This is a genomic window from Tsukamurella ocularis (assembly GCF_965138335.1).
GTDB classification, from domain to species: Bacteria; Actinomycetota; Actinomycetes; order Mycobacteriales; family Mycobacteriaceae; genus Tsukamurella; species Tsukamurella ocularis_A.
The window spans coordinates 1-24,085 of the sequence record NZ_CBCSDV010000025.1; the positions used below are offsets into that span (position 1 = coordinate 1).

Here is a 24,085-nt window from a genome sequence, read left to right on the forward strand (position 1 = left end):
GGCTCCGGGNNCGCCNGCCNCGGCACCGTCGGGCAGCTCCGCGTGGCCGAGCGACGATTGCGGCTCAGGGCCGGCGCCGACGCGCCCGTCGCCGCCGCGGCGCGCGTGCCCGAGGCACTCGCCGGACTCGCCGACCAGGCGCGGATCGAATCGCGCGCCACGGAGCTGGCCGAGGTCACCGCCCCGACGGCGGCCGCTGTGGGGGCGATGTTCGCCGCGTCGGCGGTGCTCGCGGGGCGTCCCGAGAACGAGGCGACGCTCAGTGAGCTCGGGCGCGCGTACGGCGAGTTCGCGCACCTCGCGGACGCCGTCGAGGATCTGTCCCGGGACCGGACGCGGGGCGACTACAACCCTCTCGACGCGACCGGTACGTCCGTGGAGGCGGCCCGCCAGCGGCTGGAGGTGCTGCGCGACATCGTGATCGACCGGCTGGGCCGGGTGGAGCTGCGCGACGACCGCCTCGTCCGTCCCCTGCTGCTGACGGCGATGGCGACGGTCCTGGTCGTGAACGGCGTCCCGCTCGAGAAGAAGGGTTCGTCCGGCGGGCGGAGGAAGAGGCGGAAGGACGCCACGAAGAGGCGCGACGACGGCTGGTGCGACGGAGGCGATTGCGGCGACTGCTGCTGCGGCGACGGCTGCTGTGACTGCTCTTGAGACGACACCGCCCCGGTGGAAGCGGGTGCTTCCACCGGGGCGGTGACGGGTTCGGGTTCTAGGCCTCGACGCGGACGTCGGCGCGGGCCGGGATCACCACGGGGTGCACGCCGGACATGCGCTCGAGCACGCGGACCACCTGGCAGGAGTAGCCGTACTCGTTGTCGTACCAGACGTAGAGCACGAGGTCCTTGCCGTCGGCGATGGTCGCGAGACCGTCGACGATGCCGGCGCGGTGCGAGCCCACGAAGTCGGTGGAGACGACCTCGGGCGACTCGATGTAGTCGATCTGCTGGCGCAGCTTCGAGTGCAGCGAGACGCGGCGGAGGTAGTCGTTCACCTCGTCCTTGGAGGTCGGCTTCTCGAGGGTGATATTGAGGATCGCCAGCGAGACGTCCGGGGTGGGGACGCGGATGGACGAGCCGGTGAGCTTGCCCTCGAGCTGCGGCAGCGCCTTCGAGACGGCCTTCGCGGCGCCGGTCTCGGTGATCACCATGTTGAGCACCGCCGAGCGGCCGCGGCGGTCGCCCTTGTGGAGGTTGTCGATCAGGTTCTGATCGTTGGTGAACGAGTGCACGGTCTCGACGTGACCGCGCTGGATGCCGTAGGCCTCGTCCAGCGCCGCGAGCACCGGGGTGATCGCGTTCGTGGTGCACGACGCGGCGGAGAGGATGGTGTCGGCGTCCTCGATCGTGCTGTCGTTGATGCCGTGCACGATGTTCTTCAGCGGCGCCTTGCCGGGCGCGGTGAGCAGCACGCGCGCGGCGCCCTCGCTCTTGAGGTGCAGGCCGAGGCCCTCCTCGTCGCGCCACTTGCCGGTGTTGTCGACGATGAGCGCGTCCTTGATGCCGTACGCGGTGTAGTCGATGGTCGACGGGTCGTCCGAGTAGATGACCTGGATGCGGGTGCCGTTGGCGATGATCACGTCGTTCTCGGCGTCGATCGAGACCGAGCCGGCGAACGGGCCGTGCACCGAGTCGCGGGCCAGCAGGCTGGCGCGCTTCTCGAGATCGTTCTTCACGCTGCGGCGCACGACGATGGCGCGCAGGCGCAGGCCGTGGCCGTTGCCGGCGTGGCTGATCAGGATCCGGGCCAGGAGGCGGCCGATGCGACCGAAGCCGTAGAGCACGACGTCGGCACCGTCACCGTCGGAAACGGGGACGTTGCGCTTGGCGATCTCGGCGCGGAGCAGCTCCTGCACGGCCTCGTCGGACTCGAGGTCCGCGGCGAGGACGGCGAGGCGCGCGATGTCGATCGACGCGGGCTCGGGGGCGATCTCCAGCAGGCCGCGCAGCACCTTCTCCGTCTGCGACAGGGTGAGGGCCTGATGGCCCAGCTCCTCGGCGCGCTCGTGTGCCGAGATCACCGCGGAGGTGGAGAGGTTGATCAGGCGGTGCCCGTGGATCGACGACACCACACCGTGCTGGCGGTACAGCCGGCCGATCAGGGGGATCAGGCGCTCGGCCTGCTCCTCACGGGCGACCCAGGCGTCGCGGTGGCTGTCGTACGCGCCGCGATGCCCATCGGCAGTCGCGGAGTTCGACGGGGACTCGGGCTCCAGCTGTTGCGTCACGACAATCATTATGCAATGCGCCGACCGCGCGGTGGGTCACCGGGGCGAACGTGAGTGGCGGCAACGATTCGGTCGTGAAAGGCCTGCTCACGCTGGTCGGGGTCGACGGGGCCCCTGCGGGCGCGTCAGCCCCGATGTCGGAGCTCCCGCTCGATCCGGTCGACCACCTCCGACGGCGCCCTCGTCGTGGTGTCGATCGCACAGTCGTGCCTGCCCGCCCGGCGTCGGCGCACCGCTGATCAGAGGACAGGTGTCGGACGAGTCGTCACGGATCCACCGCAATCGCGGGCCGCAAACGGTTTTCATTCTCCGCTAGGGTGGCGTCCGCGGTGGGGCAGGTGGGGCTCGAACCCACGACCAGCGGATTATGAGTCCGCGGCTCTAACCGACTGAGCTACTGCCCCCTTCGCCGGTAGTCGATCCTGAGCGAGGGTTCGCCTCGCCGGTTATCGGTCCTGACCAGCGCGAATACAGTAGCACCCGGCGCCGGTATGGGCGGCATCGACCCATGGGCGGTACTCGCAGGCGCAACTGTTTCCCTGTCTCGAATGTTACGACTGGTGCAATTGTGGTTCAATTCATTTTGACAGGCGGAAGTGACTGGAGTGATTCAGTCGCCTCCGGCGATGCTTCAAGACAGTGAGCACCCTGAGGAGTCCGCCATGGCCACGACACGCTGGTCCTTCCGCATCACGATCGCCGCCGTCGTCGCGGCACTGACCGCGACCGGCCTCGCCGGAATCGCAGACGCAGACACCACAGTCGGCCCCTCGGGGATGACCGTCACCCCGTCGAGCGCCGGCGGCCAGGTCTCCGACTCGAGCGCCGGAACCGTCACGAAGCTCTGGTCCAACGGCAGTGTGTCCATCCCCGCGGTGACCGCCAATCCGGGTGGAACGCTGGAGATCCGGGCTCGTGGCGACGAGTGTTGGGGCGCGCCGGTCATGGTCGTCAAGCGCGGAGCCGTGACCCTCGCCACCCTCCGCCCGGGGTGGGGGTGGAGCACGTCCACGGTGAGCCTGGGGACGCGGCCCAGCGGCGATCCGGTGTCGCTCGAGTTCACCAACGACTACCGCGGATGGTTCTGCGACCGGAACATCTACCTCGCGAGCGTCACCGTGCGCGACGGTGCGCCNACNACGACGGTGCCGACCACGGGGTGCCCCGTGAATCAGTACCAGGCGCGCTACTTCAACAACACGGGCGCGAGCGGAGTCCCGGTGGTGGTGCAGTGCGAGAACGCTCCGGGAGGGACCTTCTTCGGTGCCCCGTTGTCGGGCGTCAATCAGGACAACTTCTCGGTCGACTACAACGGCGTCATCGACGTGCCGGCGACCGGGTCGTACTTCCTTTCAACGTCTCTGGGTAACGTGACAGCCAGAGTCTGGATAGACGATGCTCTCGTGCTCGAGAAGCCGCCCACGTATTGGGGCACCAGCAACGAGCAGCGGACGATCCAGAAGGGGCCCCACAAGGTGCGCGTGGCCTATTCCAGTACCACCGGGCTCGCGCACGTCGGTTTCGCCATCCCGCGTGCGACGCCGGGAGCGCCCTCGAACAACGGCAACTACTTCGCCGCCGATTCGTTCTGGAACCAGCCGGTTCCCGTGGGCGCAAAGGTCGATCCACGCAGCGCTGGATGGATGGCGGCACTGGACGCGCGAAGCAACGGGGTGTGGGTGAACACCAGCGAGTGGACGACCACGGTGTACAACGCTCCACCGGGTACGCCCACCATCGACGTGCGCGTGACCAACACGAACCGCCTGCTGACCATCCCCTACCTGCCGACCTATCGGCCGACGAACGACGCGGATCACCACCTGGCGGTGATCGACGATGCGACGGGGTGCCTGTACGAGTTCCAGGGCTTCAATCCCTCGAGCCGCTCCGCGGCCGCGTCGGCGTCGTACCGCGCTTACACCGGTTCCGGCGGTCACGACGCCGCGCCGGGGCATGCGGGCGGCGAGTTCTCGTACCTCGCAGGGCTGATCACGCCGCAGGACGTCCAATCCGGCGTGATCGATCATGCTCTGCGCTACGCGATGCCAGGCAACTCGCCGAACTACGTCTACCCCGGCACCAGGTCCGACGGCACCACGCTCGGCGGCGTGCCCGAAGGCACTCGGCTCCAGCTCGATCCGAACCTGGATCTCTCGCGGTTCGGCCTTTCTCCCTTCCAGATGATGCTGGCGCGTGCTCTGCAGGTCTACGGCGGATTCAACGCCGACCACGCGGACGTGTTCGTGTTCTACGCACGCAGCACCATCGACGGCACGAGCTACGCGCAACCGATCCAGCAACTGCCGGACGCGTTGCTTCAGCACCTGCGGTTCCTCACCCCGACGATCTCGTCGCCGGACATCTACCTCGACCGGTCCGACGACCCCGGCTGCAACCAGCAGCGGTGAGTCCGGCGCGTCGTGCGCCAATTCCTCCCGCGCTGCGAGAACGACGCCTAACGTGTGGCCCAAGTCACTCGAAACGGATGATGGGGGCGCGAAGTGCTCGATCACTACGACGTACGCAGCGGCGAATTCAATCTGGGTATCCGCCCACCCGCGGGACGGCGCGCCGGCCTGGGGGTGTGGCGCGTGATCAAGGCGGTGCTCAACTCCGCAGCCGAGCTCGACGTCTACGTGTGCGCGGCGCGACACGGAGCGCACGGCGGGGGCTGGGCACCGTCGTGACCCCGCGAACGTCGGGCTAGTCTCGGTCGCATGGCCGACGACGCACGCCAGTTGCCCGACCGCACCGCGGACGCCGCCGAACCCCGTAAGGGGCGGAAGCTGCTGGCCAGGGGAGCGGAGGTCGCCCACCGTGCGAACCGCAGTCCGGCGATGACGGGGCTCGTGCGCGCCGCCCGGGAGAGCCTTCCCGGCGGCCCCAAGAAGGACCTGTTCCACCCGGACGCCGAGTCGACGGAACGGCTCGCGAGCCTGCTCGACCGCATCGTCGGTGACGAGCCGACGGTGACCCGCGAACTCGGCAACCTGGCGACGACGACCTGGCAGGCCGTGATCAGCCGGCGCGACCGCGATTACCTGCCGCCGCGGCCCATCACCATCCTGTTCACCGATCTCGTCGCGTTCTCCACGTGGGCCCTCGACCGCACCGACGACGAGATCGTGCGGCTGCTGCACGCCGTCAACCGGACCACCGCGGAGATCGTGGCCCGGCACGGCGGCGTGGTGGTCAAGACCATGGGCGACGGTGCCCTCGTCGCCTTCGACGGCGACACCGCGATCGAAGCGGCGAGCGAGGTGATCGAGGCCGTCGGCGCGATCGACGTGGCCGAGGGATACCGGCCCACGCTGCGCGCCGGCCTGCACACGGGCACGCCCCGGCGGGTGAAGGGCGATCTGATCGGCGTCGACGTGAACATCGCGGCTCGCGTCGCAGAGGCGGCGAACGGGGGCGAGGTGCTGGCCTCGGAGACGGTCTTCACGATTGCGGAACAGGCCCGCTACCAGGTGCGGCCGCGGCGGTTCAAGGCAAAGGGCGCGCCGCAGAAACTACACGTCTTCTCTGTGCGTCCCCTGTACTGAACCTCCGGGTTTTCCCTGAACCCGTCGAAATATCTCCCTCGGGCTGTAACGAAACGTGGCAAGGTCCCTATAGAGCGTGTGACTTGAGTCCTAGAGTCCACCGGTGGCCTCGTGCCCCCGTCATAACACCCAAGGATGGGAACACATGAACACGAAGAAGATCGGCGCCGCGTCCTTCGCCGTCGTGGCAGCCGCCGGCCTCCTCGCCGGGTGTGGCAAGTCGACCGAGGGCGACAGCCCCGTCGCATTCTCGCCCGTGACCGGCGACCAGTTCACCGCGAACCCGGGCGCCTTCCAGACCGACGGCATCGCGACGCCTCCGAAGGACGTCACGATGGTGGGCAACACCGTCGCCGCGCAGGCCGTGGCCAACTCGGGGCTGCCCCAGGGCACGATCACCTCGACGTCCAACAACACCACGGTCTACTACCCGCCGGCCCCGGCCATTCCGGGTGTGCGCGTCGCGCCGCAGCCGGCGCCCCCCGCGCCGATGGTGCGCCCGGCCAACTACAAGCCGTGGGCGTACACGCAGCAGGAGATCGAGATCTTCCAGCAGATCTGCGAGACGGGCTCCTACAAGCAGACGTCGACCTACCCCGGTGGCCGCGTCAGCACCGAGACCCAGACCCAGACCTGCTACACCCTCTACGGCCGCCAGCTCGGCGTGAAGCCGTGGACGCCGGGCCAGCCCAAGCCGTGGGTGCGCCCCGACTACCCGAAGCCGTGGTTCTCGGCCGACTTCAAGGTCGACGTGCCCGTGTTCTGGGTCTACCCCAAGAACTGGACCCAGCCGCGGCCGCAGCCGATCATCTCGGTGTCGATCAGCCTGAACCTGGGCAACAACCCGTACCGTCGCGTGAACCCCGCGTGGGATCAGCCGTACTACCCGGTGTGGGCCGTCACCCCCGGTCGCGTGATCGACGTCCGTGACCAGGCCCGCGTCGTCGCGCCGATCTACACCACCACCACGACGTCGACCTCGACCACCACGACGACGACCACCACCACGGCGCCCGTCTTCCCCGGCACGGTGCTCGCGCCGCTGCCGACCTCGGCGAAGGTCGTCCCCGTGACCGCGGTGCCCGGTGCCAAGGTGACCGGCAACGTGAACCTCGACGCGAACGTGACCGTGCCGACCGCCGCCGCCCTCAAGGGCGCGACGATCCAGGCCGGTACCACCGCCTCGCTGAACGAGGCGATCGGTACCTCGGTCGAGGCGACCGTTGCGAAGCCCAGCTCCGACAACGGTAACCGCGTCACCGTGCAGGGCGACGCCGGTGCGACCGTCTCCGGCGGCGCCGGTGCCACCGTGACCGGCGGTGCCGGTGCGGGCAACGGCACCGTGACCGGCGGTGCCGGTGCGGGTGGCACGGTCCCCGGCGGTGCCGGTGCGACGGTGTCCGGTGGTGCGGGTGCGACCGTGACCGGCGGCGCCACCACGACGACCACCAAGCCGGCCGAGCGCCCGACGCAGACGCAGACGCAGCAGCCGACGCAGACGCAGACCCAGGAGCCGACGCAGACGCAGCAGCCGACGCAGACGCAGACCGAGCAGCCGACGCAGGCGCAGCCGACGACCACCACGCCGGCCGCGACCCCGCAGGCCGCCACCCGGACGCAGACCCAGGCGCCGACGGCCACCAAGCCGGCGACGACCCCCACCTGCACCCCGGCTCAGGTCGAGGCCGGAACCTGCACCACCGGTAACTGATCGCCGACGCCCTCGGGGAGACCTCCGGCAGGCCCTCTGACCTGCCGATTGGTCTCCCCGAGTGCGTATGCGCTAGAGTCTCTTCTCGGTCAAAGTTCAATCCCCCATAGCTCAATTGGCAGAGCATTCGACTGTTAATCGAAGGGTTACTGGTTCGAGTCCAGTTGGGGGAGCAAGCGAAACCGCCTCCTCGGAGGCGGTTTTCTGCTTTTCCGGGTGCGCCGGCTACGGCATGCTCTCGGTGCAGGCCACGCACGCAGGGCCGTGTGGCGGGGGAGCGAGCGCCCCTGCGTCTCGCACAGGTCCGCGGCACCCAGCACGGTCACCAGGACCACGTCGGTGTTCCGGACGCGCGCAGCTGCCGCAGTGCCACCGCCTCGTTCGGCACCGGGACGCGGCTCGTCGTGGCCGGAGCGCCCGGCGAGCGGACGTGGAAACCGATTGGGCAGCGACGAGGACCGGCGGGATACTGGGCACATGGCGACGCAGTACGAGCAGATCACCGATCGGTTGCGGCAGTTCATCGAGGAGCAGCAGATGTTCTTCGTGGGCACCGCGGCACCCGACGGCCGGGTCAACGTGTCCCCGAAGGGACTCGACTCCCTCCGCGTGCTCGGCCCGAACCGCGTGGTCTGGCTCAACGGCACGGGCAGCGGTAACGAGACCGCGGCGCACCTGCTGCGGAATCCGCGGATCACGGTGATGTTCTGTGCCTTCGAGGGGAAGCCGCTGATCCTGCGCCTCTACGGGACGGCGCGGGCCGTCCACGACGGCGACGCCGACTGGGATGAACTCGTCGCGTTGTTCCCGCCGATGCGCGGCTCCCGCAACGTCTTCGACGTCACCGTCGACCTCGTGCAGACCTCGTGCGGCTTCGGGGTGCCGCAGTACGAGTACGAGGGGCAGCGCACGCTCATGGACTCGTGGGCCGCCAACAAGGGCGACGAGGGCATCGAGCGCTACCACCGCGAGCGCAACACCCACAGCATCGACGGCTTCCCGACGGGGATCCCCGTCCGGTAGAAGCTGCCACCGGCCCGGAGGGGCGGCCGGACCGGTGGCGGCGTCCGCGGGTTACGCGGCCTTGTCCGCGCCGGCGTCCGGGGTGTCCGAATCGGTGCTCGCCTCGGAGTCCGTGCTCGACGGTGTCGTCTCCGCCGGAGCCGTCGCGGGTTCGGTCGCCTCTGCCTCGGGCTCGGAGGCCGGAACCGCGGGAGTCTCGACCGCCGGAGTCTCAGTGGTCGGAGTCTCAGCCGGGGGCGTCGGGTCCGGTGTCTGCGTGGGCGTCTCGACCGGGGGCGTCGTCGGCGTGACCGGCGGCGCGGTCGTGCCGGAATCCGCGTCCAGGGAGCCGCTGGTGGTCGCCGGCCGGCTCGCATCCGCGGTCGACTGCACCTGCTCGACACCGGTGTCCCGAGCGAGGAGCGTCGAGACGAGCGTGCCGCCGTTCTCCGCGCGGTGTGCGCCGCCGGTCTTATCGGCCGTCGTGTTCGCGTCCGCGGCGGACTGCGCCGGGGCGCCGGGCAGGTGTGTGCTCTGCTCGGACAGCGTCTTCGACAGGTCCAGCAGCTGCGCTGCCGAACCGTTGATGAAGGGCCCGTACTGGCTGGTGGCGAAGTCCGACAGCGGCTTCAGCGTGACCGCGGAGACCGCCTGGTACACCGGGCCGAACGCCGTCATCACCGGCTTGATGAAGGCGTCGATCCCCAGGAGCTGCGTCAACGAGCTGACGCCGAGAGGCGAGGTGACACCGGTGATGATCTGGCTGAGCGGATCGGTGGGCAGAATGCCGGGCGGGATCAGGCCCGCGCTGGAGTTCGGGCCGGTCTTGCTCCCGAGCTGGAGCAGGTCGTCCGAGAACAGCTTGACGCCGAAGAGCGACGGCGACGTCAGCCCGGCACCCTCCACCCCGAAGTTGAAACCGCCCAGGCCGTACAGGATCGGCAGCGGCACGCCCAACGGATTCTGCAACAACAACAGGTTCTGCCCGTTGTTGACGTTGATCCCGTTGGTGCCGACGTAGTTGCCGGTCGTCACGTTGATGTTGGTGAAACCCACGGGGAGGATCGTGTTGACGTTCGTCATCGTCAGCCCGATGGGGGAGTAGACGCCGTTCTGGGTGGGCAGCAGCACGTTCGCGCCGAGCACCCCGGCCTTGGCGAGCCCCAACGGCAGCTCGACGCCGGCCGCGCCGATCGGGACCGAGGCCACGGTCTCCGAGCCGCCGAGCCAGTTGGGGATCTTCACCGCCGCGGTGGGCGCCGCGCCCCAGAATCCCGCCTTCGCACCCAGCGGGAACGTGTACGTGCCATCGGCCTGCGGCAGCCACACGGTGCCCGACGGCAGGCTGCCCTCGGGAAGGATGGTGACCGGCCCGAGCGTGACGCCGGGGAGCCCGGGAAGGGTGGGCAGCGTGAACTGCTTCAGAGCCAGACCGCTCGGGGTCTGGACGAAGGTGTTGAGCACATTGGTCGTCCCGCTCAGCTGCAGCAGCTTCCACGCGTAGGAGCTGGTGTACTTGCTCTGCGTCGCGGTGAGGCCGCTCACGATCTCGCTCAGCGCCGGGAGCCGGTCGATGTACGGGCCGATCACCGGGAGCCCGAGCGCACCGTCGAGCACGGTCGCCGCGCCGTTCAGGAGCGCGCCGCCCGGCATGGAGGTGGGGAGGATCTTCGACAGGTCGAGCTGGCCACCGCCCGGGAGCACGACGTTCGGAACGACGCCGGGCACGCCGGTGGGCAGGTTCAGGCCCGCGATGTTGCGGAGCACGTCGGGAAGGCTCGAGATCTTGGTGACATCGACCTTGGTGTACGACGAGCCGAAGGTCGGGAGGATGCCGCCGGTCGGCGCCGCGATCGGGTTCCACACGGAGCCCGCACTGTTGGTGACGTTGTTCGCCGCGTTGAGGAAGTTGTCGAGCGCGTGCGAGTAGTCGCTGATCGCCTTGCTGTAGTCGGGTGCGGTGGTGGCGGCCTGCGCCGGCGCGCCCATCAGGCTGATGCTCGCGGTGGCGCCCAGGGCCCCCGCGGCGATGGCGGTGCGCTTGGCGGCCAGCCTCGTGGCCCTGCGATGCTTCGCACTCATGATGGGAGGTTCCTCTCGAACGAAATACAGACGCCGCAATCGCGCATCCGCGCCGAGCGTATGTCCGTTCAAGGCAGGAATGTCATCCTTTGTGCCACAGCAAATTTGAAGGGCTGCGCGGCAGGCGTTGCCGCCTGCATCATCGGCGGAACCCGGCTTCTCTTTGGCTCCCGCGATAAGGTGATGGCAACGATCGAAAGGAATCCCGATGAGTCTCGCGGAACTGTCCGAGTGGCCCGTCGACAACGCCGCGGGTGCGCTCCTGCGGACCGGTGCGGCGGGCGCCGTCGAGCTGCACGGCGACGTCGATCGCGTGTACGAGTTGGCTTCCGTCACCAAGCTTCTCGTCGCCTACGGCGTTCTCGTGGCGATCGAGGAGGAGGCGATCGCGCTGCGGCGGCCCGCTGGACCGGACGGGAGCACCGTCGAGCATCTCCTGGCGCACGCCTCGGGCCTGGCCTTCGATTCGCCTGCTGTGCAAACGCAGCCGGGCATCCAACGTATATACAGCTCTTACGGTTACGAACTCCTCGCGCAGATCGTCGAGACCGAGACCGGGATCCCCTTCCCCGAGTACCTGTGCGAGGCCGTTTTCGAGCCATTGGGGATGGCGCAGACGGAACTCGCGGGACCGGCGGGCCACGGCGCCCGGTCGACGGTGTCCGACCTCGTGCGCTTCGCCGCGGAGGTCGGTGCGCCGACTCTGCTCGATCCCGGCACCGTCGACGGGGCGCGTTCCGTCCACTTCCCGGGCCTCCCGGGGTTCGTACCCGGCTACGGAAAGTTCGCGAACAACACCTGGGGTCTCGGCTTCGAGGTCAAGGGCGACAAGCGGGCGCACTGGACGGGAACGCGGAACTCGCCGCGCACCGTCGGGCACTTCGGGCAGGCCGGGACGTATCTGTGGTTCGACCCCGATCTGGAGCTCGCGGCCGTGGTCCTCACCGACCGCCCCTTCGGCGCCTGGGCCAAGCCGTTGTGGTCCGAGTTCAACGATCGGCTGATTTCTCAGGAACTTCAAGGCGAGTAACTGGCGCAACACGCGCATCATGGTGCACAATGGCTTCATAACTACAACGATGTGATAAAGCGCAGCTGGTAGCCGGCACGTTTCGACAGGTGGCTTGGGGAAGACGTCCTCGTCGAAACGAAGAAGGTGGCAACCATGCAGCAGCTGAGTCAGTTTGCAGAGGTGACGACGGGAGTCGTCTGGATTCACGCCGCACCTGCTGCACTGTGCCCGCACGTGGAGTGGGCACTGTCGAGGACCCTCGACGCCCGGGCCACCCTCAAGTGGTCCGCGCAGGAGGCCGTCCCCGGCATGCAGCGTGCCGTCGTCGACTGGGTGGGCCCGGTCGGCAGCGGTGCGCGGATGGCGAACACCCTGAGGGAGTGGAACTCCCTCAGGTTCGAGGTCACCGAGGACCCCTCCGAAGGGGTCGACGGTGAGCGGTTCTGCTACGCCCCGGGGCTGGGGCTGTGGCGCGGCACCATGAGCGCGTCCGGCGACACCCTGCTGGGCGAGGCGCAGCTGCGCTCGATGATGCTCGATCAGGGCCCGGAGGGCCTGCAGACCTCCCTGGACTCGCTCCTGGGCACGGCCTGGGACGAGGCCCTCGAGCCGTTCCGTATGGGCGGCCAGGGCGCCGAGGTCACCTGGCTGTCGCAGGCCGTCGGCTGACGGTACGAGAACCTGCCTGAGACCCGGCCCTGGCGGGCGAGCGCGGCGCTACGGCGACGGCGCCCCGCCGGGACCGGGACATCAGGATCCTTCGCGCGCTGAAAGATGTCGGCCCGATCTGCCACCATCGGGACATGGCACTCTCACCGTCCGAGAAGCAGGAATTCCTCGCACAACCCCACGTCGCCGCGTTCTCCGTCGCCGAACCCGGGCGCGGGCCGCTCACCGTGCCCGTCTGGTACGCGTACGAACCGGGCGGCAGGCCGTGGATCACGATCGGCCCCGGTTCCCGCAAGGCCACAGCGCTCGCCGCGGCCGGCCGGTTCTCGCTGATGGTCGACACCGTCGAGCCCCGCACGATGTACGTCGGCGTGGAGGGCCCGGTCGCCGAATCGCGCCCGTCGACGGACGACGAGGTGCGGGCGATGGCGGCCCGGTACCTCTCCGGTGCCGCGCTCGACGGTTACCTCGCGTTCGCGTTCGGACAGCTGGGGGAGCACCTGACCGTGGTCCTCGAGCCCGAGCACTGGCTGGGCGCCGACCTCACGATGTGAGGGCCGACGGTGCCGGCGCACCGGCACCGTCGGAACGTCAGTACATGACCCAGCGCGCCGTCGTGGGCGCGCTGCTACAGGTGACCCGCACCCAGTACCACTTCCCGGTGGGCTGGGCCCCGGGGATGATCACCTCGCGAACGGCCTTCCCCGGCAAGGGGAACGGGATGTCGACGGTGTCGAACTGCCAGCCGGACGGGCGCGAGCGGTAGTTGCACCACCCCGCGTCGCCGTACGTCTGATTCCGGACGATCACCCGGGCGCCGGCCCAGGTGGCGACCGGATTGCTGAACGTCACGGTCGTCCAGGCGTTGGCGGCTCCGGAGCCGACGACGCCGGCGGCGGAGACGAGGGCGAGGGACGCGGCCGTCGCGGCCACGCGCTTGGTGGATGTGTTCATGGGACGGTCCTTCTGATTCGGGAACTGCTTGCCGGATCAGAATGGCGGCGGGCCTTGGGCGTTGGCACGCGTAGCGGACTACTCGAAATGCGCGGGACGGGCCGTGCGGATTACTCGCTCGGTGCGAGATGTGCGAAACCGGCCGCCGGGGGAATCCCCGACGACCGGCTTCTGGAAAAACGTCTAGTACTTGCCGAACGCCAGCGCCACGTCGTGGCCGCCGAATCCGAACGAGTTGTTCAGGGCGTACTGGATATCGGTCGTGCGGGCCCGCCCGTGCACGACATCGAGGTCGATGTCGGGATCCTGGTTGTCCAGGTTCAGGGTAGGCGGGATGACGCCGTCCCGGATAGCGAGCACCGTCAGCGCCGCCTCCAGCGCGCCCACGGCGCCGATGGAGTGCCCGAGAGCCCCCTTCGGTGCGTAGACCGCGGCGTCGGTGCCGACCGCGGTGATCGCCTTGGCCTCGGCGATGTCGCCGATCGGCGTCGCGGTGGCATGGGCGTTGATCAGGTCGATGTCCGCCGGAGTGAGTCCGGCGACCTCGATGGCGCGCTTCATGGCGCGAGCCGCGCCACGTCCTTCGACGTCGGTCTGCACCATGTGGAAGGAATCGGAGGTGATGCCTGCGCCCATGAGTCGCGCGAGGGGCTTCGCGCCACGCGCCAGGGCGTGTTCCTCGGTCTCGATGATCATGAGTGCCTGGGCCTCGCCGAAGACGAAGCCGTCGCGGTCCTTGTCGAACGGACGCGAGGCGGACTGCGGATCGTCGTTGCGCGTGGACAGTGCACGCATCATCGAGAACGGTGCGATCACGGGGCTGTCGATGCGCCCCTCGATACCACCGCACACGGCGATGTCCGCATCGCCGAGAATGATCTGCCGCCAGGCGTGCGCGATCGCTTCGTTCCCGGTCGAGCACGCCGAGACCGGCGCGATCGCTCCTGCGCGCGCGCCGATCTCGAGGGCCGCGACAGCGGCGGGGCCGTTCGGCATGGACATCTGCACCGCGAACGGCGAGACCTTCCGGACGCCGTGGTCGCGCAGTGCGTCCACGGCCTCCACCATCGACTCGCCGCCGCCCAGCCCGGTGCCGACGACCGCCGCGAGGCGGAACGGGTCGACATCCGGCCGGCCAGCCTTGTCCCAGAGCCGCTTGGTCATGACGTACGAGGACTGCTCCACGTAGGACATGCGCCGCTTGGTGACGTGCTGCTTGGCGAGGTTCCCGGCGAACTGCCGGTCAGGGCGCTCGGGGACCTCGGAGGTGGGGTCCTCAAGCAGCTGTCCGCCGATCCGCACCGGCAGATCGGGGATCTGCACGCCGATGAATTCGCCCTCGAGCGGTCGGATGCCGCTCTTGCCGTCGAGCAGACCCGCCCAGGTGGAGTCGGTATCGACTCCGATGGACGTGGTCAGCTCGATGGCGGTGACGACGACACTCGGGAAGTCGCCACCGCGGGTCGAGAAATTCCTCAGCGAAGGCAAGGGCTTACTTGCCCTTCTCAGCCTCGTACTTGCCCTTGAGCTCAGCGGCGAGCTCGGTGTTCTCGGCCTCGAGCTTCTGGATGTACGCGACGGCGTCGCCGACGGTCTTCAGGCCCGCGAGGTCCTCGTCCGGCACCTTGACGCCGTACTTGTCCTCGAGCTGCACGGCGATCTCCACCATCGACAGCGAGTCGATGTCCAGGTCATCGATGAACGCCTTGTCCAGGGTGACCTCGGAAGGCTCGATACCGGTGACCTCTTCGATGATCTCGGCGATGGCGGCGACGATTTCGTCCTGGCTGGTGGCCACAGTGGGTCCCTTTCCTTGTGTGACCCGACTCGCGATTTCGCGGAGACGGGAGTATCTGTGCGACGTGTGTCGCGGGTTCGACGGGCCGGACGGCTCCGCCGATGGTCTTGACGCTACTGCGCGGGGGCGAGCAGCTCGGTCAGGTCGGCCGGCGTCTTGACGGCGACCTGCGGCACACCCTTGAGCTCGCGCTTGGCGATGCCCACGAGGGCGCCCGCCGGCGGGAGCTCCACGACCATGGAGACCTCGGCCTCGCGCATGGTGGCGGTGCACAGGTCCCAGCGGACGGGCCGGGTCACCTGCGCGACGATGGCCGCGAGGGCCTCGGCGCCGGAGGTGACGGGCTGGCCGTCACGGTTCGACAGCAGCGTCAGCTGCGGATCGCGGGGGGTGATGGTCTGCGCGGCGGCCGCGACGGCCTCCTGCGCGGGAGCCATGAACTCGGTGTGGAAGGCGCCGGCCACGGCGAGCGGGCGCAGGCGCGCCTTCTCCGGGGCGTTGTCGGCCAGCTTCTGCAGGTTCTCGACGGTGCCCGCGGCCACGATCTGCCCGGAGGCGTTCATGTTGGCAGGGATCAGGTCGAAGGACTCGAGCGTGGCGAGCACGTCCGCCTCGTCGCCGCCGAGGACGGCGGTCATCGAGGTGGGGACCAGCGCGCAGGCCGCGGCCATGGCGCGACCGCGGATGGCGGCCAGGCGCACGGCGTCGTCGGCGGTGATGACACCGGCGACGGCGGCAGCGGCCAGCTCACCGACGGAGTGGCCGGCGACGACCGTGTCCGACGGCTGCGTGCCCATCTGCTCGAAGGCGAGCAGAGCGGCGGCCACCACGAGGGGCTGGGTCACGGCGGTGTCCGTGATCTCGTCGGCCTCGGCGATGGTGCCGAGGCGGACCAGGTCGAGACCGGCGATCTCGGACCAAGCGCGCAGGCGCTCCACGGCAGAAGGCTGATCGAGCCATGCGGTCAGCATGCCGGGCTTCTGGGAACCCTGTCCGGGTGCGAGCAGTGCAATCACGTGTACCAGGAAACACCCCGAGAACCTGAAAGGAAGGTGTTGGAGCCTGAGAACCTGGCTCATCGAATTTGTGGGGTTTCCACAAAAGTGCTGCTCAGCGAGTCCTGCCTGTTACCAGAGTGTTATATGTGACTGGATTAGCTCAGCGAGATGTCTGTGATTCGCGTCATAGCGGCGGGGGTGAAACGGTCCGGATTGGCCGCCGCGAGACGCCCGATGGTGGCTGCTACACGGAGCACGAAGGCGTCGCGCGGGTCCTGCGGATCGCGCCCGGTGATCTCCGCGATCTTCTTCAGGCGGTAGCGCACCGTGTTGGGGTGGACGAACAACTCGCGGGCGCACGATTCGACCGCGCCCCCCGAGTCCAGGTAGGCGTCCAGCGTGTCGGACAGCGCCGATCCCGCCTCCTCGAGCGGTTTCACGAGGAGCTCGTAGAGGGTGCGGCCCGCGTGCGTGTCGCCGATCAGGGCGCGTTCGGGCAGCAGCTCCCAGCTGTGCACCGGGCGCGGCGCCCCGGGCCATCCGGCGACGGCGTTGACGCCCGCGATCGCCTCGACCGCCGAGGCGTGGGCGTCCTCCAGGGTCGGCGTGGTGTGGCCGATCACGACGGGGCCGTCGGCGAAGTGGAGCATCAGGGCGTCGGCGAACGGGTCCCCGGTGGTCACGGCGCCGCTGACGATGACCACCAATTTGGTGCCCTGCACAACGGCCAGTGCCGACCGGCCGTGCGACCGGGCCGAGTCGTGGACCGACCCGGCGACGGAGACGTTCTGATCGGGCGGGGGATTGCCGACGATGACGGTGGCGGACGCCACCGGGTCCCAGTTCAGCGCCGCGGCACGGGAGAGCAGGTTGGCGCCGGTGTCGCCGCGGACCACCGCGTCGACCACCAGCGCCTCCATCCGCGAGTCCCACGCGCCCCGGGCCTCGGCGGCCGAGGCGTAGATCGACGCGGCGCCGAAACCGATCTCCCGCCCGTACCGCAGCACCGCCTCGGTCAGCGCGATGAGCTGGTCCTCGTTGCGGGCCAGCAGCGGTAGCCAGCGCTCGAAGAACTCCATCGCCACGCGGACCATCTCGACGGTCTGCAGGAGCGAGACCTTGCGGGCCAGGTCCTGCGGCACCGTCTGGAACGAGGCGACGGTGTACTCGACGTTGCTCGGGTTCTCGATCCACTCCGCGAAGTTGACCACCGCGGTCTGGACGACCAGCTGGATCGACGCCCGCTGGCTGGCCTCCAGATCCGCGAAGTACGGGAGCTGCTCCTCCATGGAGCGCACCGCCTCCGTCGCGACGCGGCCCGAGAACTGGCGGATCCTGGCGAGGATCGCCTCGGGCAACACGTCGCGAGGCTCGGGACGCTTCCGGTTGAAGCTCCCCTTCCCCGGCTTCCCGGGGAGGGGGAACGAGCCCGTATCAGCGGTCATGGAGTCCTAGGCTACGCCGGGGTCCGAGGTCTGCTTCGGGGCGGCGAGCACGTCGTCGATCCGGTACCGCTTCGCGGCGTCCGCGGCGACCGAGAAATCGAGCGCACCGTCGCGCGCGAGCCCCAGCAGAACGCCCACGACGATCGACTCCGCGTCGACGTTGAAGTAGCGACGCGCCGCCGGTCGCGTGTCCGAGAAGCCGAAGCCGTCGGTCCCGAGAGTGACGTACGTACCCGGCACCCACTGCCGGATGAGGTCCTGCGTGCCGCGCATGAAGTCCGACGCCGCGATCGTCGGCCCCTCGGTGTCGCCGAGGATCTTGGTGACGTGCGGGGTGCGGAACTCGGCGCCCGGATCGCGCAGCGCCGCCTTCTCCGACTCGATGCCGTCGCGCGAGAGCTCGACCCAGCTGGTCACCGAGTACACCGACGCCGAGACGCCCCACTCGTCGGCCAGCATCTGCTGCGCCTTGAGCGCGTCGGGCATCGTCACGCCGGAGGCGAGGATGTTCGCCTTCTTCTCGTGCGCGCTCTCCGCGGGCTTGAACAGGTACAGGCCCTTGAGCAGTCCGTCGACGTCCAGGTCCTCGGGCTGCGCCGGCTGGTGGATCGGCTCGTTGTAGACGGTGATGTAGTAGTAGATGTTCTCCGGGTTCTCCCCGTACATCCGCCGCAGACCGTCGATCGCGATGTGGGCGAGCTCGTACGCGAACGCGGGGTCGTACGCGACGACCGCCGGGTTGGTCGACGCGAGCACGTGGCTGTGGCCGTCCGCGTGCTGCAGGCCCTCGCCGGTCAGCGTGGTGCGGCCGGCGGTAGCGCCGAGTACGAAGCCGCGGGCCATCTGGTCGGCGGCCGCCCACAGTCCGTCACCGGTGCGCTGGAAGCCGAACATCGAGTAGAAGATGTACAGCGGGATCATCGGCACGTCGTGCGTGGCGTACGACGTGCCCACCGCGGTGAACGAGGCGGTCGAGCCGGCCTCGTTGATGCCCTCGTGCAGGATCACGCCCTGCGGGTTCTCCTTGTACGCGAGCATCAGCTGCGCGTCCACCGCGGTGTAGGTCTGGCCGAGGCGGTTGTAGATCTTCAGCGTGGGGAACCAGCTGTCCATGCCGAACGTCCGCGCCTCGTCGGGGATGATCGGCACGATGCGGGGCCCGACCTCCGGATCGCGCAGCAGCTCCTTGAAGATGCGCACGACGGCCTGCGTGGTCGCGACCTCCTGCTTGCCCGAGCCCTTGAGCATCACCTTCACCGCGTCGATGCCGGGCGTCTTCAACACCTGCGCCTGCGTGCGGCGCGTCGGCAGGAAGCCGCCGAGCTGCTTGCGGCGATCCAGCATGTACTGGATCTCCTTCGACTCCGGTCCCGGGTTGTAGTACGGCGGGAGGTACGGGTCCTTCTCGAGCTCCGCGTCCGAGATCGGGATCCGCAGGTGATCACGGAAGCCCTTGAGATCGTCGAGCGTGAGCTTCTTCATCTGGTGCGTGGCGTTGCGGCCCTCGAAGTTGTGGCCCAGGCCGAAGCCCTTGACGGTGTGCGCCAGGATGACCGTCGGCTGGCCCTTGTGTTCCATCGCCGACTTGTAGGCCGCGTACAGCTTGCGGTAGTCGTGACCGCCGCGGCGCAGGCCCCAGATCTGCTCGTCGGTCATGTCCTGGACCAGCTCCTTGGTCCGCGGGTCGCGGCCGAAGAAGTGCTCGCGGACGAACGCGCCGTCGTTCGCCTTGAAGGTCTGGTAGTCGCCGTCGGGCGTGTTGTTCATGATGTTGACGAGGGCGCCGTCGCGGTCCTTGTGCAGGAGCTCGTCCCACTCGCGGCCCCAGATCACCTTGATCACGTTCCAGCCGGCGCCGCGGAAGAAGGACTCCAGCTCCTGGATGATCTTGCCGTTGCCGCGGACGGGACCGTCGAGTCGCTGCAGGTTGCAGTTGACCACGAAGGTGAGGTTGTCGAGACCCTCGGTGGCGGCGATCTGGATCTGGCCGCGCGACTCGGGTTCGTCCATCTCGCCGTCGCCGAGGAAGGCCCAGACGTGCTGGTCGGAGGTGTCTTTGATGCCGCGGTCGTGCAGGTAGTGGTTGAACCGCGCCTGCTGGATGGCGTTCATCGGGCCGAGGCCCATCGACACCGTCGGGAACTCCCAGAAGTTCGACAGCAGCCGGGGGTGGGGGTAGGAGGGGAGGCCCTTGCCCTTGTCCTCGTGCGACTTCTCCTGGCGGAAGCCGTCGAGGCGCTCCGCGGGGATGCGGCCCTCGAGGAAGGCGCGCGCGTAGATGCCGGGGGAGGCGTGTCCCTGGATGAAGACCTGGTCGCCGCCGCCGGGGTGCTCCTTGCCGCGGAAGAAGTGGTTGAAGCCGACCTCGTAGAGCGACGCCGCGCCCGCGTAGGTCGAGATGTGGCCGCCGACGCCGACGCCGGGGCGCTGCGCGCGGTGCACCATGATGGCCGCGTTCCAACGGATGTAGGCGCGGTAGCGGCGCTCGATCTCCTCGTCGCCCGGGAACCACGGCTCGAGATCGGTGGGGATGGTGTTCACGTAGTCGGTCGAGGTGAGCGACGGGATCGAGACGCGCTGCTCGCTGGCGCGCTCGAGCAGGCGCAGCATCAGGTAGCGGGCGCGGGCGGGGCCGTGGGTCGCGATCAGGTCGTCGAAGGACTCGATCCACTCGCCCGTCTCGTCCGGGTCGATGTCCGGGAGGTACGACGCCACCCCCTCGCGGATCACGCGAACGCGGTCCGGGCGACCGTCGTTCGACGGTGCGGGTCCCTGTCCTGGGGCGGTAGCCGGGGTGGTGGCGATCGAGTCTGTCACTGGTGCTCCTCACGGGTCGCGAAGGCGGTGCTGGGTACAAGCCGGGGGTGTGCGGTGTGTCGCAGATCCCATCCTGCCGCATTGGAAAGCTACTCGACAGTCGTATTCCGCGTGGTGGAATTCGGCAGGTCCGCTGCGCGAGTTCGGCGTACCCCGCTTGCGCGCACGCGCAGGTGCCGTAAGTTGACAGCGAACAGCTGTATGCGGGTGGCGACGGGTCGCCCGCTCGAACGCGAGGAGGCTCCCACCGGTGTCCACGAATGGGTCATTCGCCCAGAAGATGGGCCTGCAGCCCGGCAACATCGTGCAGGAGATCGGTTGGGACGACGACACCGACGACGACCTGCGCCTGGCCATCGAGGAACTCACCGGCGCGGAGATGCTCGACGAGGACACCGACGAGGTGATCGACGTGGTGGTGCTGTGGTGGCGCGACGACGACGGCGACCTGGTCGACACCCTCATGGACGTGATCACCCCGCTCTCGGACGACGGGTACGTCTGGGTCCTCAGCCCCAAGACCGGCCAGCCGGGCCACGTGCAGCCCAGCGAGATCGCCGAGGCGGCGCCGACCGCCGGCCTCACCCAGACCTCGTCGACGAACCTGGGGTCCTGGATCGGCTCGCGGCTGGTGCAGCCGAAGTCGGGCCGCGTGGCCAAGCGGTGACCTCTCCCCGGCTCGACGGTCCGCTGCAGGTCGGGGCCGAGGCGCCGTCGTTCACCCTGCGGGACCAGAACAACCGGCCCGTCTCACTGGAGTCGTACCGCGGCAGCAAGAACGTGCTGCTCGTGTTCTTCCCGCTGGCCTTCACCGGCACCTGCGAGAGCGAGCTGGGCGGGATCCGCGACACCCTCCCGTCGTTCGAGAACGACGATGCCGCCGTGCTCGCCGTGTCCGTGGGCCCGCCGCCCACGCACAAGGTGTGGTCCGGATCGCAGGGCTACCTCTTCCCGATCCTCTCGGACTTCTGGCCGCACGGGGACGTGGCGAGCGCGTACGGCGTGCTCAACGACAAGAACGGCTACCCGAACCGCGGCACCTTCGTGATCGACCGCGAGGGAGTGATCCGGTTCTCCGAGATGAACGAGCCCGGCGTCCCGCGCGATCAGTCGCTTTGGGAAGACGCCCTCGCTGCGCTATCTTCGACCGGCAAGCGCGCGTAGCTCAGTTGGTTAGAGTTCCGGTCTTACACACCGGCTGTCGGGGGTTCGAGTCCCTCCGCGCGCACCACGGGCATCACCGGTCCCGGTAGGCCTCCAGGAGCCGCAGCCACACCTCGCTGATCGTGGGGAAGGACGGCACGGCGTGCCACAGCCGGTCGACCGGCACCTCGCCCACCACGGCGATCGTCGCCGCGTGCAGCAGCTCCGCGACCGCGGGGCCCACCAGCGTCATGCCGATCACCACGCCGCGACCCTCGTCCACGATCATCCGGGCGTGCCCCGCGTAGCCGTCCTCGTAGAGGACCGCCCCCGCCACCGAGCCGAGGTCGTAGTCCACGACCGTGATCTCGGTGCCCGCGGCGCGGGCCTGGGCCTCGGACACGCCGATGGCCGCGACTTCGGGATCGGTGAAGATCACTTGCGGCACCGCGGCGTGGTCCGCGGTCGCGACGTGCCTGCCCCATGCGGCGTCGTCGACCTCCTCGCCGCGCGCGCGGGCGACGATGACGTCGCCCGCGGCCCGTGCCTGGTACTTGCCCTGGTGCGTCAGCAGTACCCGGTGGTTGACGTCGCCCACGGCGTACAGCCAGTCGAAGCCGTCCACCCGCAGGGTGTCGTCGACGGAGAACCAACCCCCGGGCTCGAGCCCGACGGTCTCCATCCCGATCTCGCTGGTGCTCGGCGCCCGGCCGGTCGCCGCCAGCACCTCGTCCGCGACGATCGTGTGGCCGTGCGAGGTCTCGATCGTGACCACGCCGTCGTCGCCGCGGGTCACCTTCGCCGGGGAATCGCCGGTCATGACCTCAACGCCGAGCGCCTGCAGTCCCTTGAGCACGGCCTCGCCGGCGAAGGGCTCGACGTTGGCGATGAGCGGTGTCAGGGACACGATCGTGACCTTCGAGCCGAGGCCGGCATAGGCCGTCGCCATCTCGACCGCGACGACGCCGCCGCCGATGATGGCGAGCCTGCCGGGCGCCGTCTGCGAGCTGGTCGCCTCGCGGCTGGTCCACGGATTCGCGGCGCGCAGGCCGGGGATGTCGGGGACCGCCGCGCGGGTCCCCGTCGACACCACGACCGCGTGGCGCGCCGTCAGGGTGGTCTCGACGCCGTCCGGGTCCGTCACGGTGACCCGCCGTTCTCCCGCGAGCCGCCCGATACCGCGGATCGCCGCGATCCCGTGCCCGGTGGCCCAGCCCACCTGACCGCTGTCGTCCCAGTTGCCCACCACGGCGTTCCGGCGCGCGAACACCTCGGCCGCGTCGGGGCGGGCGTCCGCGGCGTCACCGGTGAGCGCGCCGCGGAGGTGCTGCGCCGCGCGCAGCGCCTCGCCGGGGCGCAGCAGCGCCTTCGACGGTATGCACGCCCAGTACGAGCACTCACCGCCGAACAGGTCGCGCTCGATCAGCGCGGCGGTGAGGCCGCCCTGGACGGCGCGGTCGGCGACGTTCTCGCCCACCGGGCCGCCGCCGATCACGATGACGTCGTACTCGGATTCGCTCATGTTGCACCTCCACACGTCACGGTACGTCGACTCGTGTCGGTTCGCTGGAAAAGGAGAGGCGCCGGAACAACGGCAGGAGATACGCTGCGCGCAACCGTGACCGGCCGAAGGAGGTGAGCCCCGTGAACGATTCCCGTACGTGGGCGCTCCCTCCGTTCTCACGGTCGACCTAGGTGTCACCACCAGGAGCGCCGCACGCAGGCATTCCTGAAAGGCACCACCATGAACGATTCCCCACTCACCCTTGCGCGCGCCGAGGACGGCGACTGGCTCGCCCTCGACGCCGACGGCCGCATCATCGGTCGCGGCGGAGCCTCGCGTCGCCCTGGATTCATCAGCATCGACGCTTGGGCCGCAACGGCTTTCGATCTGCTCGCCGCGACGATCCTCGCCGAACTCCCGCCGCCGCTCTGCACCCTCGTGGCGGACGGGGACGGTGACCTGCTCGACGCCTGGCGTCGCCACGGCTTCGTCGAGCGCAGGCGGGAGACGCTGTACCGCATCCCGCTCGATCCGCCTCCCGCCGTCACCCCGCCCGGAGCATGGCGGGTGCGATCCAAGCCCGGCGTCGCGCCGTTCCTCGCAGCGCACGTCGATCCCGCCGACGGCGCCGCCGTCGCCGTGATCGAGCACGCCGGCGGGCGCCCGGTCGAGACGAACATCGAGCTGGTGCGGTCATGACGAGGACCGCGCGCGGCATCGAGGCCGCCGGCACCGTCGTCGAGGGCCTGCGCGCCGCGACGTTCCGGGTCGAGCTCGACAACGGGCACGTCGTGCTCGCGCACATCAGCGGGAAGATCCGGAAGAACCACATCACGATCGTGCCGCTCGACCGGGTGCTCGTGGAGATCAGTCCCTACGACCTCACCCGCGGCCGGATCGTCTTCCGGTACCGGCACTGAACAGGAGGGACCGGATCGGTCAGGAATCGAGAAGCGTCGCGCACACGCAGCTCCTAGCGTTCTCTGCATGACGACCTCGCTCACCACCCCCGTCCGGTCCCTCACCCTGGAGGCGGCCGACCCGTCCGCCGCCCAGGCCTTCTACGACGCCGCGTTCGGCCCCGACCCGCGGTGGCGTTCCGCGCCCGCGGACGGCCCGTCCGACGGCTTCCGCGGCTTCGTGGTCTCGCTCGTCGTGGCCGAGCCGGCCGTCGT

23 protein-coding genes, 3 tRNA genes and 1 pseudogene are annotated in these 24,085 nt (G+C 69.3%); 17 read left to right on the plus strand and 10 right to left on the minus strand.

The genetic code is table 11. The features are described 5' to 3' along the window. The first annotated feature begins 105 nt into the window (after positions 1–105). A complete protein-coding gene (locus ACNAYW_RS19090; RefSeq protein ID WP_415851289.1) occupies positions 106–654 on the plus strand; it encodes a DUF5685 family protein in 549 nt (182 codons plus the stop codon). Between the two features lie 58 nt (positions 655–712). Here ACNAYW_RS19090 and ACNAYW_RS19095 read toward each other — a convergent pair whose 3' ends face one another. Together ACNAYW_RS19095 and ACNAYW_RS19100 are read right to left on the minus strand one after the other, a co-directional pair. Continuing rightward, positions 713–2,227: a glyceraldehyde-3-phosphate dehydrogenase gene (locus ACNAYW_RS19095; RefSeq protein ID WP_415851234.1), complete on the minus strand. Its 1,515-nt coding sequence runs from the start codon at positions 2,225–2,227 to the stop codon at positions 713–715. A gap of 330 nt (positions 2,228–2,557) precedes the next feature. Next, positions 2,558–2,631, minus strand: a tRNA-Ile gene (locus ACNAYW_RS19100). Positions 2,632–3,003: 372 nt separating this feature from the next. On the opposite strand from ACNAYW_RS19100, the gene ACNAYW_RS19105 reads away from it, so the two are divergent. The 7 genes from ACNAYW_RS19105 to ACNAYW_RS19135 all read left to right on the plus strand — a co-directional run. Further along, positions 3,004–3,362 (plus strand): carbohydrate-binding domain-containing protein (locus ACNAYW_RS19105; RefSeq protein ID WP_415851290.1); only part of this gene is annotated, 359 nt, incomplete at its 3' end. A 31-nt stretch (positions 3,363–3,393) separates the two neighbouring features. Continuing rightward, positions 3,394–4,638, plus strand: coding sequence for a PA14 domain-containing protein (locus ACNAYW_RS19110; RefSeq protein WP_415851235.1), 1,245 nt, complete (start codon positions 3,394–3,396; stop codon positions 4,636–4,638). A 93-nt stretch (positions 4,639–4,731) separates the two neighbouring features. Continuing rightward, the gene (locus ACNAYW_RS19115) at positions 4,732–4,917 is read left to right on the plus strand and encodes a hypothetical protein (RefSeq protein WP_415851236.1); all 186 of its coding nucleotides are present in this window, start codon (positions 4,732–4,734) and stop codon (positions 4,915–4,917) included. A 30-nt stretch (positions 4,918–4,947) separates the two neighbouring features. Continuing rightward, positions 4,948–5,775 (plus strand): adenylate/guanylate cyclase domain-containing protein, encoded by an 828-nt coding sequence (locus ACNAYW_RS19120; protein WP_415851237.1) that lies wholly within the window; start codon positions 4,948–4,950, stop codon positions 5,773–5,775. A gap of 145 nt (positions 5,776–5,920) precedes the next feature. Beyond that, on the plus strand, positions 5,921–7,486 hold the full coding sequence (locus tag ACNAYW_RS19125) for a hypothetical protein (protein ID WP_415851238.1): 1,566 nt from the start codon (positions 5,921–5,923) through the stop codon (positions 7,484–7,486). 100 nt (positions 7,487–7,586) lie between these two features. Next, a tRNA-Asn gene (locus ACNAYW_RS19130) sits at positions 7,587–7,659 on the plus strand. A gap of 304 nt (positions 7,660–7,963) precedes the next feature. Continuing rightward, complete coding sequence (locus ACNAYW_RS19135; RefSeq protein ID WP_415851239.1) at positions 7,964–8,509, plus strand: pyridoxamine 5'-phosphate oxidase family protein; 546 nt, start codon at positions 7,964–7,966, stop codon at positions 8,507–8,509. A 51-nt stretch (positions 8,510–8,560) separates the two neighbouring features. Here ACNAYW_RS19135 and ACNAYW_RS19140 read toward each other — a convergent pair whose 3' ends face one another. Continuing rightward, positions 8,561–10,570 (minus strand): hypothetical protein, encoded by a 2,010-nt coding sequence (locus ACNAYW_RS19140; RefSeq protein WP_415851240.1) that lies wholly within the window; start codon positions 10,568–10,570, stop codon positions 8,561–8,563. Between the two features lie 208 nt (positions 10,571–10,778). Here ACNAYW_RS19140 and ACNAYW_RS19145 point away from each other — a divergent pair, with 208 nt between their 5' ends. The 3 genes from ACNAYW_RS19145 to ACNAYW_RS19155 all read left to right on the plus strand — a co-directional run bounded on the left by ACNAYW_RS19145 (position 10,779) and on the right by ACNAYW_RS19155 (position 12,805). Continuing rightward, positions 10,779–11,600 (plus strand): serine hydrolase domain-containing protein, encoded by an 822-nt coding sequence (locus ACNAYW_RS19145; RefSeq protein WP_415851241.1) that lies wholly within the window; start codon positions 10,779–10,781, stop codon positions 11,598–11,600. Between the two features lie 135 nt (positions 11,601–11,735). Beyond that, the gene (locus tag ACNAYW_RS19150) at positions 11,736–12,251 is read left to right on the plus strand and encodes a DUF3145 domain-containing protein (RefSeq protein WP_068521214.1); all 516 of its coding nucleotides are present in this window, start codon (positions 11,736–11,738) and stop codon (positions 12,249–12,251) included. Between the two features lie 134 nt (positions 12,252–12,385). Continuing rightward, on the plus strand, positions 12,386–12,805 hold the full coding sequence (locus ACNAYW_RS19155; protein ID WP_415851242.1) for a pyridoxamine 5'-phosphate oxidase family protein: 420 nt from the start codon (positions 12,386–12,388) through the stop codon (positions 12,803–12,805). Positions 12,806–12,842: 37 nt separating this feature from the next. Here the strand turns inward: ACNAYW_RS19155 and ACNAYW_RS19160 are convergent, their stop codons facing one another. The 6 genes from ACNAYW_RS19160 to aceE all read right to left on the minus strand — a co-directional run bounded on the left by ACNAYW_RS19160 (position 12,843) and on the right by aceE (position 20,263). After that, entirely contained in the window at positions 12,843–13,205 is a 363-nt protein-coding gene (locus ACNAYW_RS19160; RefSeq protein ID WP_415851243.1) for a hypothetical protein, read from the minus strand. A gap of 183 nt (positions 13,206–13,388) precedes the next feature. Beyond that, complete coding sequence (locus ACNAYW_RS19165; protein WP_415851244.1) at positions 13,389–14,693, minus strand: KasA/KasB family beta-ketoacyl-ACP synthase; 1,305 nt, start codon at positions 14,691–14,693, stop codon at positions 13,389–13,391. A gap of 4 nt (positions 14,694–14,697) precedes the next feature. Continuing rightward, positions 14,698–15,003 carry a meromycolate extension acyl carrier protein AcpM gene (gene acpM, locus ACNAYW_RS19170; protein WP_068521207.1) on the minus strand — a complete coding sequence of 102 codons (306 nt, stop codon included), beginning with the start codon at positions 15,001–15,003 and terminating at the stop codon, positions 14,698–14,700. Positions 15,004–15,116: 113 nt separating this feature from the next. Further along, entirely contained in the window at positions 15,117–16,019 is a 903-nt protein-coding gene (locus tag ACNAYW_RS19175) for an ACP S-malonyltransferase (protein ID WP_415851245.1), read from the minus strand. 137 nt (positions 16,020–16,156) lie between these two features. After that, on the minus strand, positions 16,157–17,446 hold the full coding sequence (locus ACNAYW_RS19180) for a PucR family transcriptional regulator (protein ID WP_415851246.1): 1,290 nt from the start codon (positions 17,444–17,446) through the stop codon (positions 16,157–16,159). 6 nt (positions 17,447–17,452) lie between these two features. Next, entirely contained in the window at positions 17,453–20,263 is a 2,811-nt protein-coding gene (gene aceE / locus ACNAYW_RS19185; protein WP_415851247.1) for a pyruvate dehydrogenase (acetyl-transferring), homodimeric type, read from the minus strand. Between the two features lie 280 nt (positions 20,264–20,543). Here aceE and ACNAYW_RS19190 point away from each other — a divergent pair, with 280 nt between their 5' ends. From ACNAYW_RS19190 to ACNAYW_RS19200, 3 genes are all read left to right on the plus strand, one after another. Beyond that, positions 20,544–20,930, plus strand: coding sequence for a DUF3052 domain-containing protein (locus tag ACNAYW_RS19190; RefSeq protein WP_224647669.1), 387 nt, complete (start codon positions 20,544–20,546; stop codon positions 20,928–20,930). Continuing rightward, complete coding sequence (locus tag ACNAYW_RS19195) at positions 20,927–21,427, plus strand: peroxiredoxin (RefSeq protein ID WP_415851248.1); 501 nt, start codon at positions 20,927–20,929, stop codon at positions 21,425–21,427. The genes ACNAYW_RS19190 and ACNAYW_RS19195 overlap by 4 nt, the downstream gene beginning before the upstream one ends. Then, positions 21,418–21,494: transfer RNA gene (locus tag ACNAYW_RS19200), tRNA-Val, on the plus strand. Before ACNAYW_RS19195 ends, ACNAYW_RS19200 begins: the two co-directional genes overlap by 10 nt. A 6-nt stretch (positions 21,495–21,500) precedes the next feature. On the opposite strand, the gene ACNAYW_RS19205 is transcribed toward ACNAYW_RS19200, so the two are convergent. Next, entirely contained in the window at positions 21,501–22,928 is a 1,428-nt protein-coding gene (locus ACNAYW_RS19205; protein WP_415851249.1) for a dihydrolipoyl dehydrogenase family protein, read from the minus strand. 222 nt (positions 22,929–23,150) lie between these two features. On the opposite strand from ACNAYW_RS19205, the gene ACNAYW_RS19210 reads away from it, so the two are divergent. From ACNAYW_RS19210 to ACNAYW_RS19220, 3 genes and pseudogenes are all read left to right on the plus strand, one after another. Beyond that, a complete protein-coding gene (locus tag ACNAYW_RS19210) occupies positions 23,151–23,609 on the plus strand; it encodes a hypothetical protein (RefSeq protein ID WP_415851250.1) in 459 nt (152 codons plus the stop codon). Then, positions 23,606–23,830, plus strand: a complete 225-nt coding sequence (infA, locus tag ACNAYW_RS19215) for a translation initiation factor IF-1 (protein WP_415851251.1) — start codon at positions 23,606–23,608, stop codon at positions 23,828–23,830. The genes ACNAYW_RS19210 and infA overlap by 4 nt, the downstream gene beginning before the upstream one ends. Before the next feature lie 67 nt (positions 23,831–23,897). After that, positions 23,898–24,085, plus strand: a pseudogene (locus tag ACNAYW_RS19220) (glyoxalase); the annotation flags it as partial.